Source organism: Pseudomonas sp. TTU2014-080ASC, assembly GCF_001446935.1.
GTDB lineage: Bacteria > Pseudomonadota > Gammaproteobacteria > Pseudomonadales > Pseudomonadaceae > Aquipseudomonas.
On the sequence record NZ_LKKK01000012.1, the window covers coordinates 336,571 to 355,593 of the forward strand.

15 protein-coding genes and 2 CRISPR repeat arrays are annotated in these 19,023 nt (G+C 57.6%); of the genes, 10 read left to right on the plus strand and 5 right to left on the minus strand.

The features are described from left to right. Positions 1-14: 14 nt before the first annotated feature. Positions 15-821, minus strand: a complete 807-nt coding sequence (trpA, locus tag AO726_RS16295) for a tryptophan synthase subunit alpha (RefSeq protein ID WP_058069150.1) — start codon at positions 819-821, stop codon at positions 15-17. Beyond that, entirely contained in the window at positions 821-2,035 is a 1,215-nt protein-coding gene (trpB, locus tag AO726_RS16300; RefSeq protein WP_162491587.1) for a tryptophan synthase subunit beta, read from the minus strand. The genes trpA and trpB overlap by 1 nt, the downstream gene beginning before the upstream one ends. 122 nt (positions 2,036-2,157) lie before the next feature. On the opposite strand from trpB, the gene AO726_RS16305 reads away from it, so the two are divergent. Further along, positions 2,158-3,045 (plus strand): LysR family transcriptional regulator, encoded by an 888-nt coding sequence (locus AO726_RS16305; RefSeq protein WP_058069152.1) that lies wholly within the window; start codon positions 2,158-2,160, stop codon positions 3,043-3,045. Between the two features lie 95 nt (positions 3,046-3,140). Continuing rightward, the gene (locus AO726_RS16310; RefSeq protein WP_058069153.1) at positions 3,141-4,145 is read left to right on the plus strand and encodes an LLM class flavin-dependent oxidoreductase; all 1,005 of its coding nucleotides are present in this window, start codon (positions 3,141-3,143) and stop codon (positions 4,143-4,145) included. A gap of 52 nt (positions 4,146-4,197) precedes the next feature. Here AO726_RS16310 and AO726_RS16315 read toward each other — a convergent pair whose 3' ends face one another. Continuing rightward, complete coding sequence (locus tag AO726_RS16315; RefSeq protein WP_058069218.1) at positions 4,198-4,617, minus strand: PA0061/PA0062 family lipoprotein; 420 nt, start codon at positions 4,615-4,617, stop codon at positions 4,198-4,200. Positions 4,618-4,697: 80 nt separating this feature from the next. Between AO726_RS16315 and AO726_RS16320 the strand changes: the two genes are divergently transcribed. The 8 genes from AO726_RS16320 (at position 4,698) to cas6f (ending at position 15,086) form a co-directional block, all read left to right on the plus strand. Next, entirely contained in the window at positions 4,698-5,774 is a 1,077-nt protein-coding gene (locus AO726_RS16320; protein WP_058069154.1) for an aminopeptidase, read from the plus strand. A gap of 25 nt (positions 5,775-5,799) precedes the next feature. Continuing rightward, the gene (locus AO726_RS16325) at positions 5,800-6,030 is read left to right on the plus strand and encodes a DUF1161 domain-containing protein (RefSeq protein WP_058069155.1); all 231 of its coding nucleotides are present in this window, start codon (positions 5,800-5,802) and stop codon (positions 6,028-6,030) included. Between the two features lie 114 nt (positions 6,031-6,144). Further along, positions 6,145-6,472: direct repeats of the CRISPR family, unit length 28 nt; unit sequence TTTCTGAGCTGCCTATTCGGCAGTGAAG. A gap of 223 nt (positions 6,473-6,695) precedes the next feature. Beyond that, complete coding sequence (cas1f, locus tag AO726_RS16330; protein ID WP_058069156.1) at positions 6,696-7,661, plus strand: type I-F CRISPR-associated endonuclease Cas1f; 966 nt, start codon at positions 6,696-6,698, stop codon at positions 7,659-7,661. Next, complete coding sequence (gene cas3f, locus AO726_RS16335) at positions 7,658-11,050, plus strand: type I-F CRISPR-associated helicase Cas3f (RefSeq protein WP_058069157.1); 3,393 nt, start codon at positions 7,658-7,660, stop codon at positions 11,048-11,050. Before cas1f ends, cas3f begins: the two co-directional genes overlap by 4 nt. 73 nt (positions 11,051-11,123) lie before the next feature. Continuing rightward, entirely contained in the window at positions 11,124-12,485 is a 1,362-nt protein-coding gene (csy1, locus tag AO726_RS16340; RefSeq protein ID WP_160320969.1) for a type I-F CRISPR-associated protein Csy1, read from the plus strand. Continuing rightward, positions 12,478-13,476, plus strand: coding sequence for a type I-F CRISPR-associated protein Csy2 (gene csy2 / locus AO726_RS16345; protein WP_058069159.1), 999 nt, complete (start codon positions 12,478-12,480; stop codon positions 13,474-13,476). Before csy1 ends, csy2 begins: the two co-directional genes overlap by 8 nt. Before the next feature lie 11 nt (positions 13,477-13,487). Further along, positions 13,488-14,519 carry a type I-F CRISPR-associated protein Csy3 gene (csy3, locus tag AO726_RS16350; protein ID WP_058069160.1) on the plus strand — a complete coding sequence of 344 codons (1,032 nt, stop codon included), beginning with the start codon at positions 13,488-13,490 and terminating at the stop codon, positions 14,517-14,519. Positions 14,520-14,522: 3 nt separating this feature from the next. After that, a complete protein-coding gene (gene cas6f / locus AO726_RS16355; protein ID WP_058069161.1) occupies positions 14,523-15,086 on the plus strand; it encodes a type I-F CRISPR-associated endoribonuclease Cas6/Csy4 in 564 nt (187 codons plus the stop codon). Positions 15,087-15,214: 128 nt separating this feature from the next. After that, a CRISPR array of direct repeats spans positions 15,215-17,405; the repeat unit is 28 nt; unit sequence CTTCACTGCCGCGTAGGCAGCTCAGAAA. A 76-nt stretch (positions 17,406-17,481) separates the two neighbouring features. On the opposite strand, the gene AO726_RS16360 is transcribed toward cas6f, so the two are convergent. Both AO726_RS16360 and AO726_RS16365 read right to left on the minus strand, forming a co-directional pair. Beyond that, entirely contained in the window at positions 17,482-18,288 is an 807-nt protein-coding gene (locus tag AO726_RS16360) for an outer membrane protein OmpK (protein WP_058069162.1), read from the minus strand. Positions 18,289-18,423: 135 nt separating this feature from the next. Beyond that, entirely contained in the window at positions 18,424-18,966 is a 543-nt protein-coding gene (locus AO726_RS16365) for a gamma carbonic anhydrase family protein (protein ID WP_058069163.1), read from the minus strand. Between the last annotated feature and the right edge of the window lie 57 nt (positions 18,967-19,023).

A 19,023-nucleotide genomic window follows, 5' to 3' on the forward strand; every position in this document is an offset into this window, starting at 1 on the left:
TGGGACTTCGGGCTTCAGCGAGCCGTGCGAACACCCTCGGCCAGTGCGCTGCACAGCTTAAGCACGCCCTGTACAGCTTGTGGTTTATCGGCAGCAGTAGCGATCTGGTCGATCAGCGCTGAGCCCACCACCACACCATCAGCCAGTCGGGCGATGGTCGCCGCGTGTTCCGGCGTGCGGATGCCAAAGCCGATGCACAGCGGCAAGTCAGTGTGACGGCGCAGGCGTGCAACCGCTTCCTGCACATGCTCAACCGTCGCCGAACCGGCACCGGTTACACCGGCAACGGACACGTAATAAACGAAGCCCGAGCTGCCATCCAGCACCACCGGCAGACGCTTGTCGTCGGTGGTCGGGGTGGTCAGGCGAATAAAGTCGATGCCCGCAGCCTGAGCCGGGTCGCACAGATCAGCGTTGTGCTCCGGCGGCAGGTCGACCACGATCAGGCCATCCACACCAGCCTCTTTAGCATCGGCAATAAAGCGATCAACGCCATAGTGGTGAATCGGGTTGAAGTAGCCCATCAGCACCAGCGGCGTGTTCTGCTCACCCTTGCGGAATTCGCGGACCATCTCCAGGGTTTTCGCCAGATTCTGGCCATTGCCCAACGCACGGATGTTGGCCAGCTGAATCGCCGGGCCGTCAGCCATTGGGTCGGTGAACGGCATGCCCAGTTCGATCACATCAGCACCCGCCGCTGGCAGGCCTTTGAGGATTTCCAGCGAGGTGGCGTAATCCGGGTCGCCGGCGGTGATGAAGGTCACCAGTGCGGCGCGGTTTTCTTGCTTAAGCTCGGCAAAACGGGTCTGCAGGCGGCTCATTAGTGGTTCTCCTGCTGATCAAGATCCAGGTGATGCATAACGGTTTGCATGTCTTTGTCGCCACGGCCGGACAGGTTGATCACCATGATGTGATCCTTCGGCAGGGTCGGCGCACGTTTGAAGGCTTCGGCCAAGGCGTGGGAGCTTTCCAGCGCCGGGATGATGCCTTCGTAACGGCAGCAGGTGTGGAAGGCTTTCAGCGCTTCATCGTCAGTCACGGAGGTGTACTCAACACGGCCGACGTCATGCAACCAGGCGTGTTCCGGGCCAATGCCGGGGTAATCGAGACCAGCCGAGATCGAGTGAGCGTCGATGATCTGGCCGTCGTCATCCTGCAGCAAGAAGGTACGGTTGCCGTGCAGCACGCCCGGCTCACCGCCATTCAGGCTGGCCGCATGCTTGCCGGTTTCGATGCCGTAACCAGCAGCTTCAACACCGACGATTTTCACGTCTTTATCATCGAGGAATTCGTGGAACAGGCCGATGGCGTTGGAGCCACCGCCAATGCACGCCACCAGACTGTCCGGTAGACGGCCTTCGTGCTCCAGAATCTGTGCGCGGGTTTCGCGGCCAATTACCGCCTGGAAGTCGCGCACCATTTGCGGATACGGGTGCGGACCGGCCACGGTGCCGATCATGTAGAAGGTGTTGTGGACGTTGGTCACCCAGTCACGCAGGGCTTCGTTCATCGCATCTTTCAGAGTGCCGGTACCGGCTACGACCGGGATCACGGTGGCGCCCAGCAGCTTCATGCGGAAGACGTTGGCCTGCTGACGGTCAATGTCAGTGGTGCCCATGAAGATCACGCAATCCATACCGAAACGTGCCGCCACAGTGGCAGTGGCCACACCATGCATGCCCGCGCCGGTCTCAGCGATGATGCGCTTTTTGCCCATGCGTTTGGCCAACAGAATCTGGCCAATGCAGTTGTTGATCTTGTGCGCGCCGGTGTGGTTCAGCTCTTCACGCTTGAAGTAAATCTTCGCCCCACCAAAGTGCTCACTCAGACGCTCAGCATGGTACAGCGGGCTCGGACGGCCGACGAAATCACGCTGGTAGTAAGCCAGCTCTTTAAGGAACTCAGGATCAGCCTTAGCCTTTTCGTATTCAGCAGCCAGATCGTGGATCAGCGGCATCAGGGTTTCGGCGACATACTGGCCGCCGAAGCTGCCAAACAGCCCTTTGGCATCAGGACCGGTGCGGAAGGACGACATGAACATTCTCCTGTGAATTCAGACCCGGCCGGGTAAAGCGCGAGTAATGGCGGCAAGGATAAAGCTGCGCAGCCTTTGGCAAAAGCGATAAGATCGCCTCAATCTGTTAGGAAAACTCACACATGAGCCAGGACCTTCCACCGCTTAACGCCCTGCGCGCCTTCGAATCAGCCGCCCGTTTAGGCAGCGTAAGCCGTGCTGCGGACGAACTGCACGTCACACATGGCGCGATCAGCCGGCAAATTCGGCAGCTGGAGGAACACCTCGGCCTGAGCCTGTTCAGCAAGGAAGGTCGCGGCCTTAAACTCACAGATCAGGGGATTCGCTTGCGGGATGTGAGCAGTGAAATGTTCAGCCGCCTGCGCAGCACCTGCCTCGACTTGCAGCAGGATCGCGCTGATGCACCCTTCGTCCTCGCTTGCCCTGGCAGCCTGCTCGCCCGTTGGTTTATCCCACGACTGGACCGCCTCAACCGTGAACTGCCCGAGCTGCGCCTACAACTGTCGGCCAGTGAGGGCGAACTGAATCCACGCCGCAGCGGTATCAACGCCACACTCTGGTATGCCGAGCCGCCTTGGCCTGCGGACATGCAGGTGTATGAACTGGCCGCAGAACGCATTGGCCCAGTTTTAAGTCCGCGCTTCAGCCGTTATGAAGCCCTGCATCAGGCTCCTGCTGCAGCCTTGCTGAATGAGCCGCTGCTGCACACCATCTCCCGCCCGCAGGCTTGGCCGAGCTGGGCATCGAGCAATGGACTGGATGCCTCGGCGCTCAAACTCGGACAAGGTTTCGAGCACTTGTATTACCTGCTCGAAGCGGCTGCCGCCGGTCTGGGCGTGGCAATTGCCCCACAACAACTGGTGGCAGACGACCTAGCCGCCGGTCGGCTGATCGCACCGTGGGGTTTTGTCCCGGCCTCGGCCCATCTGGCGTTGTGGGTGCCGGGCAGGCAAATGGACAAGCGTGCGCAACTGCTCGCAGACTGGCTGCGCCGCGAATTAAACGGATAAAAACCCGAACAGGGGTTGGAATCGCCTTTTAAAGCCCTACTATGCAACTCAGGTATTGATGCAATTCGGCATCACACAGCATTACAGGTGTTCTGATGAGCCTTCTTCAGCAAACCAAACTCTCCATCCTCGACCTGGCCCCCATCCGGGATGACGGCGACGCTGCTCAGTCCCTGCACAATTCTCTGGCCCTGGCCCAACACGCCGAACGCCTCGGTTTTGAGCGCTTCTGGGTAGCGGAGCACCACAACATGGATGGCATCGCCAGCTCGGCCACCTCCGTGCTGCTCGGCTATCTGGCAGCTGGTACCAGCACCATTCGCCTCGGCTCCGGCGGCGTCATGCTGCCCAACCACTCGCCATTGGTGATCGCTGAACAATTCGGCACCTTGGCCACCCTGTATCCGGGGCGAATTGATCTGGGTTTGGGGCGCGCACCGGGCGCCGATCACTTCACCGCTCAGGCCCTGCGCCGTGACCGCCTTGGCAGCGCAGATGACTTCCCCGCTGACGTAGAAGAACTGCAACGCTACCTTGGCCCGCGCACTGACGATCAACGCGTAATCGCCGTGCCCGGCACAGGCACTCAGGTGCCCATCTGGCTGCTCGGCTCCAGCTTATTCAGCGCGCAACTGGCTGGGCAAAAAGGCCTGCCTTATGCGTTCGCCTCACACTTCGCACCGCGCTATATGCACGAGGCGATCCGCATCTACCGCAACCACTTCCAGCCGTCCGAAGTCCTCGACAAGCCGTACGTGATGCTCGGCGTGCCGCTGCTGTTGGCCGATACCGACGAACAGGCGCAATACCTAGCGACGTCTGCATTCCAGCGCATTCTTGCTCTGCTGCGCGGGCACAGCCTGAAGCAGCGCCCGCCGGTGCAAAGCATGGATGGTTTGTGGCTGCCCCATGAGCGTGAAGGTGTCAGCAACTTCTTTGGCATGGCCGTGATTGGCGGGCCGGAAACAGCGCGTAAGCGGCTGGAGATGATTCTGGAGCAGACCGGCGCAGATGAACTGATCTTCACCTGCGATATGTACGACTTCGCCGACCGCCTGCACAGCTTCGACCTACTCGCCGAGTTGGCCGGGAGGCGCTGAAGCGTTCAAATCATTCGTGGCTTCAGCCACGAATGCGCCCAGCAGTGACAGCCTAAATGGGGCCGCAGCGATCAATGTCCCCCTTGACCAGCACATTGCGCTGCTCGTCATACATCCAGGCCTGTGCCGTCATCATCCACGGCCGCGCTTCCAGACGGTAGCGCTGGCCGGGTTTGAAATCGGCATAGCGAAACTTGATAAAGCAAGTGACCTGAGTCGGATCGGAAAAGCCGTTAAAACCACCGCTGTACACATCAAAGATAAAGCGCGTCTGCAACTCATGCTCACCGGGCGTGACCTGAAAATAGCGGCCATCCGGCCAGCGCTGGTTATCCACACGATCGGCCATGAGCAAACTGCCCCCGGTACTATGCATCGTTACCCAAGCCTGCGCCGGATCATGGGGCGGTAATGGCGTGGAGGCACACCCGGCCAGCGTCAAAGCAGTCAGCAACAGAACCAGAAATCGCATGCACACCTCCAATGTGGAATGCAGATCAGGGTAGGCTTTACAGCCGCCTTCGACAATCTGCGCCCAACGGAACAATCACTATGCCCTTACGCTGGCTGACCCTCGCCTTTGCTTTGCTGCTCAGCGGCTGCAGCACGCTGGACTACTACAGCCACCTGGCCAGCGGACAACTGCATCTGCTCAACGCCCGCCAGCCTGTGGATAAATTGCTGACTGACTCCACCACCTCACCCGAGCTGAAAAAGCGCCTGCAGCTGGCACAGCAAGCGCGCACATTCGCCAGCCAAGAACTGGGCCTGCCGGATAACCGCAGCTACCGCTTGTATGCCGATCTGCAGCGCCCGTTTGTGCTGTGGAATGTCTTCGCCACCCCGGAGTTTTCCCTGAGCCCGCAGCTGTATTGCTTCCCGATTGCAGGGTGCGTGGCCTATCGCGGTTTCTATGATCAGAACCGTGCCCGCGGCGCTGCGGCGCTGCTCAAACAGCAAGGGCTGGATACCTTCGTCGGCGGCGTTGAAGCCTATTCAACCCTCGGCTGGTTTGATGATCCGTTGCTCAACACCATGCTGCGCTGGAGCGAAGAACGATTTGTCGCGGTGATCTTCCACGAACTGGCGCACCAGCAGTTCTATGTAGCGGACGACACTGCCTTTAACGAATCCTTCGCCACCTTTGTTGAACAGCAAGGTCTGCGTCAATGGCGCGCAAAGAACGGCCTGCCACCTGCCGATCCACATGCCGATCAACAACGCGAACAGTTCACCCAACTGGTTTTGGCCACCCGCGAGCGCCTGCAAAAGCTGTATGAAAGCGGCCAGCCAGCGCAGCAAATGCGCACAGCCAAACAGGCGGAAATCGAACGCCTGCGCCATGAATACCGTCATCTGCGTGACACACAATGGCAAGGAAACGGCCGCTACGATGGCTGGGTTGAAACGCCAATCAACAACGCCAAACTGCTGCCATTCGGACTTTACGATCAATGGGTGTCAGCCTTTGCTAGGCTGTATGACGAGGCAGGGCAAAGCTGGCCTGAGTTTTATACAAAGGTGAAGCACTTAGGCCGACTCACAACCAGCAAACGCCAGCAGAAACTGGAAGCGCTGGCAGCCCAGTCCCGAACTCTGGCCCACAGCCATCAGTCAAACGATCTGTAGGTCATTAAATTCAAGGAGCTACAACATGAACAAACTGATCCCAATTGCCCTGCTCGCCCTGTTCAGCAGCGTCGCCCTGGCAGCCCCCAAGCCCTGCGAAGAGCTGCGCGCCGAGATCGAAGCCAAGATCCAGGCCAACGGCGTTGCCAGCTACACCCTGGAGATCGTTAACAACGAAGACTCCAAAGACCCGAGCATGGTGGTCGGCAGCTGCGACGGCGGCACCAAGAAGATCATCTATCAGCGCAATGACTGACAGACCCTGAACATGGAGGCGAGCTTAGCTCGCCTTTTTTATGCAATCAGAAAACGATCCGGCTGCCTATTCGGCAGTGAAGGTTGAGCAGGAAAAGCTCGCCGACATTTTCAATTTCTGAGCTGCCTATTCGGCAGTGAAGGTCAGCCCGCCTTTTACGTTACTCACCCAAATTTTCTGAGCTGCCTATTCGGCAGTGAAGTCTTTTCGTTCGCGTTTCTTCCAGCGCTCCATTTTCTGAGCTGCCTATTCGGCAGTGAAGCGGCGCTAAAAGATCAGGGCGGAAAGCGGGCGTTTCTGAGCTGCCTATTCGGCAGTGAAGTACATGATTACCGGCGCTGGTATCGAGGTGCTTTTCTGAGCTGCCTATTCGGCAGTGAAGAGCATTCAACTCTCGATAGCGATTAACGCCAATTTCTGAGCTGCCTATTCGGCAGTGAAGTAGAGACGTTACCCGTGAAACCCATGCAAGTTAAGCCTTGCAGCCAATAACTGCCCTAAAACCATTTTTTCTGAGATCCGGGTAACCCGTTGATTTAAAAAGGCTAAAAAAATCATTCGAAAAAAGGGTTATCGACTCACTCACATCTTGGATCTTCGTCTACTTCCATTTTCAATGGGCAATGCCAGAATGCCATCAAAACAATAAATGGCAGCCTCTTCTCATGGATGATCTGAGCCCAAGTGACCTCAAGTCGATACTGCACTCCAAACGGGCCAACCTTTACTACCTACAGCACTGCCGTGTGTTAGTGAATGGCGGACGAGTCGAATACGTCACCGATGCGGGTAAACAGTCGCTGTACTGGAATATCCCCATCGCCAATACCACCACTATTTTGCTCGGCACCGGCACATCTATTACCCAAGCAGCCATGCGCGAGCTGGCCAAGGCCGGTGTGCTGGTCGGGTTTTGTGGAGGCGGAGGCACTCCACTGTTTTCGGCCAATGAGGCCGATGTCGAGGTGGCGTGGTTTTCCCCGCAGAGTGAATACCGCCCCACTGAATACTTACAGCATTGGGTTCGTTTCTGGTTTGATGACAACCTGCGCCTGGCAGCCGCCAAAAGCTTCCAACGTGCCCGCCTCAATCGCATCCGCCAGAGCTGGCAAAGCCGAACCTTCCGCGACGCGGGCTTCAATATTGATTATGCCGAGCTTGAGCGCGCCCTCGACGCCTCACTGCGCACCCTCGAAAACCTGCCCGATAACACGCACCTACTGACTGAAGAAGCCCGCCTGAGCAAGCAACTGTTTGCGTTGGCTGCCCGCGCCAGCGGCTATGGCGATTTTGTCCGGGCCAAAAACGGCACAGGTGGCGACCCGGCCAACCGTTTTCTCGATCACGGTAACTACCTAGCTTACGGCCTGGCAGCCAGTGCCACATGGGTTTTGGGTATCCCCCACGGACTGGCTGTGCTGCATGGCAAGACCCGGCGCGGCGGTCTGGTGTTTGATGTCGCGGATCTGATCAAGGACGCCACCATCCTGCCGCAGGCATTTATATCGGCGGTGCGCGGCGATGAAGAGCAGGAGTTCCGACAAACCTGTATCGAAAACCTCACCCGCAGTGAAGCGCTGGATTTCATGATCGACACGCTCAAAGACGTGGCCGAGCACACCGGCCGATGAATATTCTGCTAATCGCTCAGTGCGAAAAACGCGCGCTGGTGGAAACCCGGCGCATTCTCGATCAGTTCGCCGAGCGCCGGGGCAAACGCACCTGGCAAACGCCGATTACCCAGGCCGGGCTGGATACACTGCGCAAACTCCTGCGTAAAACCGCCCGTAAAAACACTGCTGTGGCTTGTCACTGGATACGGGGCAAGGATCACAGCGAGCTGCTGTGGATAGTCGGGGACGCCAGCCGTTTTAACGAGCAAGGCGCAGTGCCCACCAACACAACCCGACGCGATGTGCTACGCAGCGCCGATGAAAACAACTGGCACACCGGCGAAGACATTAAGCTACTGGCTCAACTCGCCGCACTGCTCCACGACTTGGGCAAAGCCAGTGTGGCCTTTCAGCAGCGTTTGCGCAGTAATGCGCGGGAAAAGAACCTTTACCGCCATGAGTGGGTGTCACTACGTTTATTTCTCGCCTTTGTTGGCCAAGACGACGATGCCACCTGGCTGGCACGGCTGGCCAACCCAAGCGCAGAAAACGATGCCAGTTGGCTGGCCACTGATCGCTATCACCGGGACGGGTTGGATGCCGACACACCGCCCCCGTTTAAAGACCTGCCGCCGCTGGCCGCAGCCATAGCCTGGCTGGTTGTCACCCATCACCGCCTGCCTGTTAAGCCTGCTCTTGATGACCAGCAGCGCCAGCAATACCTCGGCAAACCCTCCACCCTCAAAGCCCCAGAGCTCACCAATCTGCTGCAAGGCATCACCAGCAGTTGGAATGAGATCAAACAGCAAGCCGCGCAGGACGCAATTGAACCTTACTGGGACTTTGCTCATGAACTGCCAGTGCAACTACCGAAATGGCGAACCCAGGCCGCCAAACTGGCGACACGCCTGCAAATGCTCAACAGCAAGCCGGGCAAGACAAACTGGCTGGATAACCCTTATGTGATGCACTTAGCCCGGCTGTGCCTGATGCTCGCCGACCACCATTACTCCAGCCTTGATCACTCCCCAGAGCGGGTCAAAGGAGACGCAAACCCGAAGCTCTTCGCCAATACCGACAAACACGGCAAGCTCAAGCAGCCGCTGGATGAACACCTGCTCGGCGTCGCCCGCCTGGCTGGCAGCATCAGCCACAGCCTGCCCGGTTTTGAGCGGCACCTGCCACGTCTTGCTCGCCATCGTGGCCTGAAAAAACGCAGCACCAGCGAGCGCTTCCGCTGGCAGGACAAAGCCTTTGATGCCGCCACCGCATTACGCGCACAAGCGACCGAGCACGGTGCTTTTATCGTCAACATGGCTTCTACCGGCTGCGGAAAAACCCTGGCCAATGCCCGCGTACTGTATGCCCTGGCTGATCCGCAGCACGGTATGCGTGCCACCTTTGCCCTGGGCCTGCGCACGCTGACGCTACAAACCGGCCGCAGCTACCGCCAAGACCTGCATCTGGATGAAGACGAACTGGCCGTCCGCGTAGGCGGTTCCGCCAGCCGCAGCCTGTTTGAGTATTACCAGGAGCAAGCTGAACGCACAGGCTCGGAGTCGATCCAGGAGCTGATCGAAGAAGACAGCCACGTTCTGTTCGAGGGCCAGCACGACAGCCATCCGCTGCTGAGCAAAGCCATGCACGACGATCGCATCCGCGCCTTGCTGTCCGCGCCGATGCTGGTGTGCACCATCGACCACTTGATGCCCGCCACCGAAGCGCAACGCGCAGGCCGGCAAATCGCCCCCATGCTGCGCCTGATGAGCAGTGATCTGGTACTGGATGAGCTGGACGACTTCGACCTTGCCGATCTGCCCGCCCTAACCCGCTTGGTGTACTGGGCCGGATTATTAGGCAGCCGCGTCTTGCTGTCCTCCGCCACCCTGCCGCCTTCTTTGGTTGAGGGCATGTTCCACGCCTACCGCGCAGGTCGCGTGCAGTATCAGCGTAATCGCGGCCAACACGGCGGACAGGAAAGTCCTGTGCAGATCGCTTGCCTGTGGATCGATGAATTTACCGCGCAGCCACACACCCTCAGCGATGCCGCCAATTTTAGCGAGGCTCATCAAGCCTTTGTCTCGCGTCGCGTGCAGGCGCTGGCACAGAGCATTGAGCGCGACGGTGCCAAACGCCGCGCCGAACTGCTGCCGCTAAATATCAGCGCCAAACAACAGGACGCCGTGCGCGCCGCCTTTGCCAGCGAAGTGCATAAAGCCATCCAACTGGCCCACAGCCGTCATCACAGCATCTGCCCACACAGTGGCAAGCAGGTCAGTTTCGGCTTGGTGCGTATGGCTAATATCGAACCGCTTTTCGATGTCGCGCAGGAGCTGCTGCGCCTGGGAGCGGTAGAGGATCAGCGTATCCACCTGTGCGTCTATCACTCCCGTTTCCCGCTGCTGCAGCGTTCCGCGATCGAAAACCGGCTGGATACCTGCCTCAACCGCCGCAATCCACAGGCGGTATTTGATTTGCCGGAGATTCGTCAGGCGCTGGATAGGCATCCCGAGCAGCACCAACTGTTTGTCGTGCTCGGCTCACCGGTTACAGAAGTAGGCCGCGACCACGACTATGACTGGGCGGTGGTGGAACCATCTTCCATGCGCTCACTGATTCAGTTGGCCGGGCGTGTGCAACGCCACCGCAACCAACGCTGTGAAACCGCCAACATCCTGATCTTTGACAGCAACCTCAAATGCTTCTCGCAGGACAAAGACGCCAGCGGCCAACCCAGAGCAGCCTATATCCATCCGGGCTTTGAAAGCTCAAAGCCGATAGGCTTTAGTCCCTTCCGCCTGAACAACCGTCGACTGAGTGAATCGCTAAGAGAGGACGAATACCGCATTCCCACGGCCACCCCGCGTATTCAACCGCGCCCGCCACAAAGCTGGCAGCCACAGCACAGTCTGGTTGACCTTGAACACGCACGCATGGCCGAGCGCATGCTCCCCGTCACCCCGCAACCGCGTCAGCGCGGCGTCAAACCGGTGGGGGAAAACCTGAATGCCGCCAGCGCCTGGCAATACCCCCAGGCCGGGCTGACGTGGGTGCTACCCCAGCACCAGCCGTTCCGTCAGCAGACCACCCGAGAAACCGAATTACTGTTTTTGCCGGATGAAGACGGCGAACAGCTCATCCTGCACCGCGTCCATCAGCAGGCTCAGGGCAAAGAGCCTGCAATCTACACCACCGCCGAAAGCCAGATCGAACGCCTGCAGCTAACGCTCGGTCCGCGTATCAATCATTGGGGGCAAGATGATCTGCTGACACTGCTCAACCAACTGGCCGAAGCACAAGGCCTGTCACAGCGACGCTGCGCCGAGCGCTTTACGGCGGTCAGCGTGATTGAGAGTAAACAAGGGTGGCGGTATCACCCGCAATTGGGTTTTTCAAAACAGAAATAGGGAGGTCTGCGACTGCATGAAACAAAAAACAGTCCGAAGCCAAGCCATGCGGCGGGCGCTCGAAGAGCATGTTGTGCGTAGAAAAGAAAAAGCCCTCGCCAAATGGGAAGGCAAAACTGACTCTGCCGCAAAAAATAAAATCAAAGAAATAAATGACAAGTACCAACTGGACTTGATGATCGAAAAAGGAGCGGCAGGCTCTTCCCAAATTGCTATAGCCACACATGTGGCTAAAGCCACTCACCCCGACTTACAGGTTAAGGAAACTACAAATCTAAATATCAACCCGAGCAAGCTGCAGCAACATCCAGATATCGGCTCTCACCTGCTTAACCACAGCCATAGTCTCGCAGACACTACAGGCAACGGAGCTTACGTAACCGCAACTTATGAGCTCTACCTACTTCTGGATGCAACCTTCGATGGGAAAAAATTTGGAGAGTGGTTAAAGGAGAATGATCAGGACGCAATAGACGCATTTGCCCATACAGCAGCAGAGGCTCAAGACGCAAAAGAGCTAGCGGCAAACTGTGTAAAGCTCCTTGAAGACAAGACCAGTAGACTCGCCTCTGATACAAAAGCCAAACAACTCTACTGGTGCATCAGTGGTGAGCCTGCTGACGACAACGGCTATCACCTGTTGCAGCCTATGTTTGCCAGCAGCCTGACCCATGCGGTGCATCAGGACATCAACGATGCCCGTTTTGGCGAAGCTAACAAGCTGGCCCGTCAGGCCAAGCGCGAGGGTAAGCCTCACGATGCGCCCTATCACGATTACCGCGATCTAGTGGTACGTAAGCTGGGCGGCACCAAGCCGCAAAATATCAGCCAGCTTAATAGCGAGCGCGGCGGCGTGAACTATCTGCTGGCTTCAGCGCCGCCGGGTTGGGATCAAAACCGCCCGCGTCACTTGCTGTTTATTGACTCGGCACTGCCACGTTTTGCCCGCTATGAAGGGGTTCGCGAACTGCTTGATGCACTGGTTGACCTGCTCAAATCCAACCCGCCCGCTAACGACGACACACGAAAGAAGCGCAGGGCAATCGAACAGGCACTGGGCGAATCGCTGGCCGCCTATGGCGCTTCAATCCATGCAGGCCTTGAACCCGGCTGGAGCCGTGACCCGAACTGCCGTTTACCTGAGTGCGAGCAACTCTGGCTGGACCCTCTGCGTGTTGAACTACCTGCTCACCCGCAGCACGCAGAGGCCGATCAAGCCTTTGTGCAGGCGTATGAATGGAAGGACTGGCCCGACCAGGTGGCTCACCGCTTTGGCAACTGGCTGAATGATTTACTGCGCAGTCACGACCTGCCCGTCGGCGACGCCGAGCATGCCCACTGGGCACGCCAGGCCTTGATTGACGTGGATTGGCCCGCCGCTAGGCAGCGCCGTGCTGTGGTTCCAGCCACCAGCGAGGAGGTCATCCATGGCTGAGTGCCCTTATGTTGAAAACCTTCTGGTAATCCCGCGTTTGCGGGTGCAAAACGCCAACGCGATTTCCAGCCCGTTGACCCACGGTTTTCCCTCCATCACCGCGTTTCTCGGTCTGATGTGGGCACTGGAGCGCAAAACCAGCGCAGCAGGGCTTGATCTGCAATTCAATGCTGTCGGCGTGGTGGCTCACAGTGTTGAAGAACAGATCACCGAAGGCGGCTTCGTCAATGAGTTCCGCCTGACCCGCAATCCTGTGGACAAAGACGGCAGCACAGCGGCCATTGTCGAAGAAGGCCGTGTCCATCTGGATATCAGCCTGGTGTTTGCCGTGGAAAATTCACACCTGAGCAGTAGCAGCGATGAAGCCAAGGCTGAACTGGCCAAACAGGTTCGGGACATCCTGATGCAGATGCGCATTGCTGGCGGCAGCGTGATCGAAAGCCAAGCCCCACGTTATAAGCAGCGGCCTTATATCGTGAGCCTGTCGGATGTGGAGGATGCAACCGCTTCACCCAAAGAGTGCTTCAGGAAACTCAAGCTGCAATTACTGCCTGGCTTTGCACTGGTCGAGCGAGCTGACCTGCTGGAGCAACGCCATCAGGAATTGCAACTCACTCAGCCCGACGCCAGTCGGCTTGATGCCTGGCTGTCACTGGCTCGCATCAATTGGCAGTGGCACACCGATGAAGAGGGTAAAGGTGAGTGGCAGCACGACCGCAAGAGCCTCGGCTGGGTTGTGCCCATTCCAGTTGGCTACGGCGCGTTAAGTGACGTTCAACCCGCCGGGACCGTAGCCAACGTGCGTGACCGGCACACGCCCTTCTGCTTTGTCGAGAGCCTCTACGGCATTGGCCAATGGCTAAGTCCGCACCGCCTCACCGCACCGCAACAACTGCTCTGGTACGCCGACAGCCAGCCGGAAAACGGCCTGTATCGCTGCCGCAATGACTACCGGTCGATGCCGGTTACAACTTTGTCTGATCACTTATAAGGATTTTAAAGATGAGCAATGAAACCCTGAAAACCGCATCCGTACTGGCCTTTGAGCGCAAGCTGGACCCATCCGACGCACTTTTTTATGCCGGTGACTGGAATGAGCGCGGCAATGCCAACAATTGGAGCCCGATTGCAGTAACTCCCAAATCTGTACGAGGCACCATTTCCAACCGCCTTAAAACCAAAGATCAGGACCCAGCAAAACTCGATGCCGCCATCGAAAACCCCAACCTGCAAACCGTAGACGTTGCTGCCCTGCCAGCGGATGCCGACACCCTCAAAACCCTGTTCACCCTACGCGTGCTGGCGGGCACAGGATCGCCTTCAGCCTGTAACGAAGCAGCTTACCGAGACAAGCTGCTGGCCACAGTGAAAGGCTACGTCGACAGCCACGGTTTTACTGAGCTGGCCCGCCGCTATGCCCACAACCTGGCTAATGGCCGCTTCCTGTGGCGTAACCGTATTGGTGCGGAACAGGTTGAAGTGCGTGTTGCCCACCTAGTCGACGGCAAAGCCCAAAGCCTGTGGACATTCGATGCACTGGCGCTGTCACTGCGCAACTTTGATCAGCCCGCCGAAGCCAAGCATCTGAACGAACTCAGCAGCCTGATTGCCGAGGGTCTTGCTGGCAAACAGCACGTACTGCTGCAAGTCATCGCCTTTGTGCGGCTAGGAGCTGGGCAGGAAGTATTCCCATCGCAAGAGCTGATCCTTGAACGCGGCAAAGACGGCAAGAGCAAGACGCTTTATGCAGTTAATAAAGTCGCCGGTATCCACTCCCAGAAGATCGGCAACGCCCTGCGCAGCATCGACACTTGGTATGAGGGAGCAGATATCAACGGCCCAATCGCCGTTGAACCCTACGGTTCCGTCACCACCCAAGGCAAAGCCTATCGCCAGCCCAAGCAGAAGCAGGACTTCTACACCCTGCTGGATAACTGGGTGCTTAAAGACAAAGCTCCCGATACCGAACAGCAGCACTTCGTTATCGCCACGCTGATTCGCGGTGGCGTCTTCGGTGACTCCGACAAGGGCTAAGCCATGGACCATTACCTTGACTTGAAATTGCTACCCGACCCGGAGTTTGCGCAGACACAACTAATGAGTGCGCTGTTCAGTAAGCTTCATCGGGGCTTGAGCGACTTAAAGCGCAACGACATCGGGGTCAGTTTCCCCACCATCAAAGACGCCACTCGAGGCTTGGGTGACTGCTTGCGCGTACATGGCACAGCCGAGGCGTTGCAAAAACTGTTAGCCCTCAACTGGCTGACTGGCATGCGCGACCATGTGCAAGTCAGTGCAGTGACTGCTGTACCGGCAGACACCAAGCACCGTCTAGTCAGCCGTGTGCAAGTCGACAGCAATCCAGAGCGCGCCCGCCGCCGCCTGATCAAGCGTCACGGCATCAGCGAAGAAGAGGCCCGCAAACGCATCCCAGATAGCGCCGCCAAACGCTGCGACTTGCCCTTTGTGGTAACGCGCAGCAACAGCTCAGGGGAACGCTTCAACCTGTTTATCCGTCACGGACCGCTGCTCGACAGCCCCCAACCAGGAACCTTCAACCAATACGGCCTAAGCAGCACCGCCACCGTGCCCTGGTTCTGACCCTTTTTTTGCGCTGAATTTAAGCTCTTTAAAAATCAATGACTTAGGTTTTAGGCAAAAAATAGGGGGTTCCAACCAAAAACCGCCACAGCCCTTTTCCTATAAGGGCTGTGGCGGTTTAAACTCTACTTCACTGCCGCGTAGGCAGCTCAGAAAAAGCTGATCGGCTTGGACCCTGTGCGGCTGCCCTTCACTGCCGCGTAGGCAGCTCAGAAAATAACATGGCATGGGTAAAAGAAACCGCCGTACTTCACTGCCGCGTAGGCAGCTCAGAAAACAGCGCGCAGCGGGTCGCCAGCTACAGCATGCTTCACTGCCGCGTAGGCAGCTCAGAAAAAAACAGCCCTGGGCGTGACGCCGCGTATTCTCCTTCACTGCCGCGTAGGCAGCTCAGAAACGGCAGTTCAGGCCGCGAAAGCGGGAGAAGACCTTCACTGCCGCGTAGGCAGCTCAGAAACTGCTGCCCGGTGAAGACATCGGGATGATCGACTTCACTGCCGCGTAGGCAGCTCAGAAAGTGCTGATCAATCAAAGGCACTTCACGGGTAGCTTCACTGCCGCGTAGGCAGCTCAGAAAGTTGCCGGGTATGACTTTGGCGTCCTAAAGGGCTTCACTGCCGCGTAGGCAGCTCAGAAAACCAGGCAGGCGGTGGAGAGTCTTAACGCGGACTTCACTGCCGCGTAGGCAGCTCAGAAAAATGCCATCACCGTCGCCATCGGGATTGCCGTCTTCACTGCCGCGTAGGCAGCTCAGAAAGCCCAACACGCCGGTACCGGCATCCGAGATTGCTTCACTGCCGCGTAGGCAGCTCAGAAACATTCGATCTGATCACCGCCAAGGCTGTGATCCTTCACTGCCGCGTAGGCAGCTCAGAAAATGAAAGAGATCGAGCACTCAGGCTTCCGGGTACTTCACTGCCGCGTAGGCAGCTCAGAAAACTGCTGGAAGGTTTCGGCGGCCTCGGTGAAGCTTCACTGCCGCGTAGGCAGCTCAGAAATTTGATGCTCGGCGGGATCGCTATTGCTCTGCCTTCACTGCCGCGTAGGCAGCTCAGAAAAAAACCAGATAGGCAACGGTCAGCGCGCTTATCTTCACTGCCGCGTAGGCAGCTCAGAAATACACCTGCGCCGACTACGACGAGATCGAAGCCTTCACTGCCGCGTAGGCAGCTCAGAAACGAAACGGTCAGGCTCAGGCTGCGGCGCACGCCTTCACTGCCGCGTAGGCAGCTCAGAAAAATCCACATCACAGTTTTCGTCGAATGAGGGCCTTCACTGCCGCGTAGGCAGCTCAGAAATTCGCGTTATCAGTTCCGACCTCGGTCAGGTACTTCACTGCCGCGTAGGCAGCTCAGAAATGGGAAGTCTTCAGGCCGGCGCGCCTGATGATCTTCACTGCCGCGTAGGCAGCTCAGAAATCACCGTTGCCGGTTGTGTAGTTACCGGCAAACTTCACTGCCGCGTAGGCAGCTCAGAAAGGTGGCCACGGATATCAGCAGCCCGACCAGCCCTTCACTGCCGCGTAGGCAGCTCAGAAAATTGGTCTTGGTGATGGTCTTCAGTTGAGCCACTTCACTGCCGCGTAGGCAGCTCAGAAACTGATCCGTGCGACCTCGGTGTCGTGTGGGTCACTTCACTGCCGCGTAGGCAGCTCAGAAATACCCAGCTGAACTCCTCGTTACGCTGACGGACTTCACTGCCGCGTAGGCAGCTCAGAAATATGCGCGCTGCCGCGCCAGATTGCTTGGTTCCTTCACTGCCGCGTAGGCAGCTCAGAAATTCATGACTAGGCCGTCTGCACGGGTGAACTGCTTCACTGCCGCGTAGGCAGCTCAGAAATTATCAAGCGCGCCGATATCACCGAGCGCTACCTTCACTGCCGCGTAGGCAGCTCAGAAATCAAAGACCTGCGCCACACCTACAGCGACCGCCTTCACTGCCGCGTAGGCAGCTCAGAAATGCACTCTGTCCTTGATCCATACCCGAGCCTTCTTCACTGCCGCGTAGGCAGCTCAGAAAACAGCGCAGCAAAGCCAGAGCTTGAAATAACCCTTCACTGCCGCGTAGGCAGCTCAGAAAAAATCACAATTGCGCGTCAATCATTTTTGGTACTTCACTGCCGCGTAGGCAGCTCAGAAAGTCGCTCGTCGCGCCGTGGAACATTGCACAGCCTTCACTGCCGCGTAGGCAGCTCAGAAACGCACAAGTCATTCAGGCCGCAGGTGGTTCGTCTTCACTGCCGCGTAGGCAGCTCAGAAATGCCCGCGCTGAACGGTGAGCGTGCCAGCCATCTTCACTGCCGCGTAGGCAGCTCACGAACATCGCATAGACCCAAACCGCTGTTGAAACAACCAGCGCCGCCCTGAGTGCAGGGTTAGTTGCTCTTAGGTCAGTTTCAGTAATGCGCCTTCAACAGAAAACTTACGGTGTTTTGGTCAGTTGACCCGACAAAGTTGTCGCTGACAAAGCCGCCATCTTTGATGCCGTATTTGTTCTTCCAGTAGTCGTACTCAAGGCCGACGTACAGTTGCTTCTCGCCCCAGCTCAAGGCTTTACCCAGGTCGTATTTGATCTGCGGGTTGAAGTGCAGGTTGGCCTGATATTCGCCGCGGCTGTTTTCGTCGTTGTCCACCACCCAGTCCATAAAGCCGTCGATCAGGATGTCGGAGTTGCCAAACGGAATGGTGTAGCTCCACACCGGGGTGATCTGCCAAGTGTTGGAACCGGCGCGGTCACCATCAGCAGTACGCAGGTAGGTGTTGAGCTGGAAGTAATCGAAACCGGGAAGCTCCAGATCGATAGCCGGGCCGATCAGGTAGGCATCTACATCGTCTTCACCAAACTCGTAGGTGGTGGAAATGAGTACGTCTTTGATCGGGCCAAAGCTGAGATCACTGCCTGTGAGCTTGCCAAACGAGAAACGCGGGCTGATTTCACCGTAGAAGGTGTGGCCATCGCCTGCGCCGTTGGTGGCATCGGTGTTGTATTTGATGACATCGAGGAACACAAACAGATCACCAAATGACCAGCCGCTGGCATGCTCAAAAGTGACAGTTTGCTGAATACCCGGATCGATTTTGTAATCGTGACCGTACAGATAGGTCAGGCTGTTGTTCTGCCATTGCAGCAGTTCAGAGGCAACGGCTTCTCCGCCGACAACCAGGCTAGTGGACATCAGCAGCGGAGAGATCAAGCGTTTCATGGGGGCTCCTGTAGTGGCAGTTTGCAGCGCGATTGCGAAAAAAAGCGCGCAGGATAGACCTATCGCGCGCAGATGCAATGGTTACCTGACGGGCGAGTCAACATTTCGCGCCATCCGTACGAGTTCACTCACCGCCTATCCGGCGTAACCTTCCTGCAGATGCTGATCTTTCAAACGCACATAATTACCCGCGCTGTAGGTGAAAAAGCTGCGCTCTTTCTCCGTCAGTGGACGGGCCTGTTTGACCGGGCTACCGACATACAGAAAGCCGCTCTCAAGACGCTTGCCCGGCGGTACCAGGCTGCCGGCACCAATGATGACTTCATCCTCAACCACCGCGCCGTCCATGACGATGCTGCCCATCCCAACCAGAATGCGGTTGCCCAAGGTGCAGCCATGCAGGACGACTTTGTGGCCGACGGTGACGTCATCGCCGATTAGCAGCGGATAGCCGTCCGGGTTAAACGGCCCGGCGTGGGTGATGTGCAGCACGCTGCCATCCTGAATGCTGCTGCGCGCGCCAATGCGGATGCGGTGCATGTCGCCGCGAATCACAGTCAACGGCCAGACCGAGCTGTCGTCCCCGATTTCCACATCGCCCAGCACCACGGCAGTGGCATCGACAAAGACCCGCTCGCCGAGCCTCGGTGTGTGTTGCTGGTACTTACGAATCGACACGATAGAAACCTCTTAAGCTGCGCCAAACCTTGATTGTAATTAAGATACACCCCATGT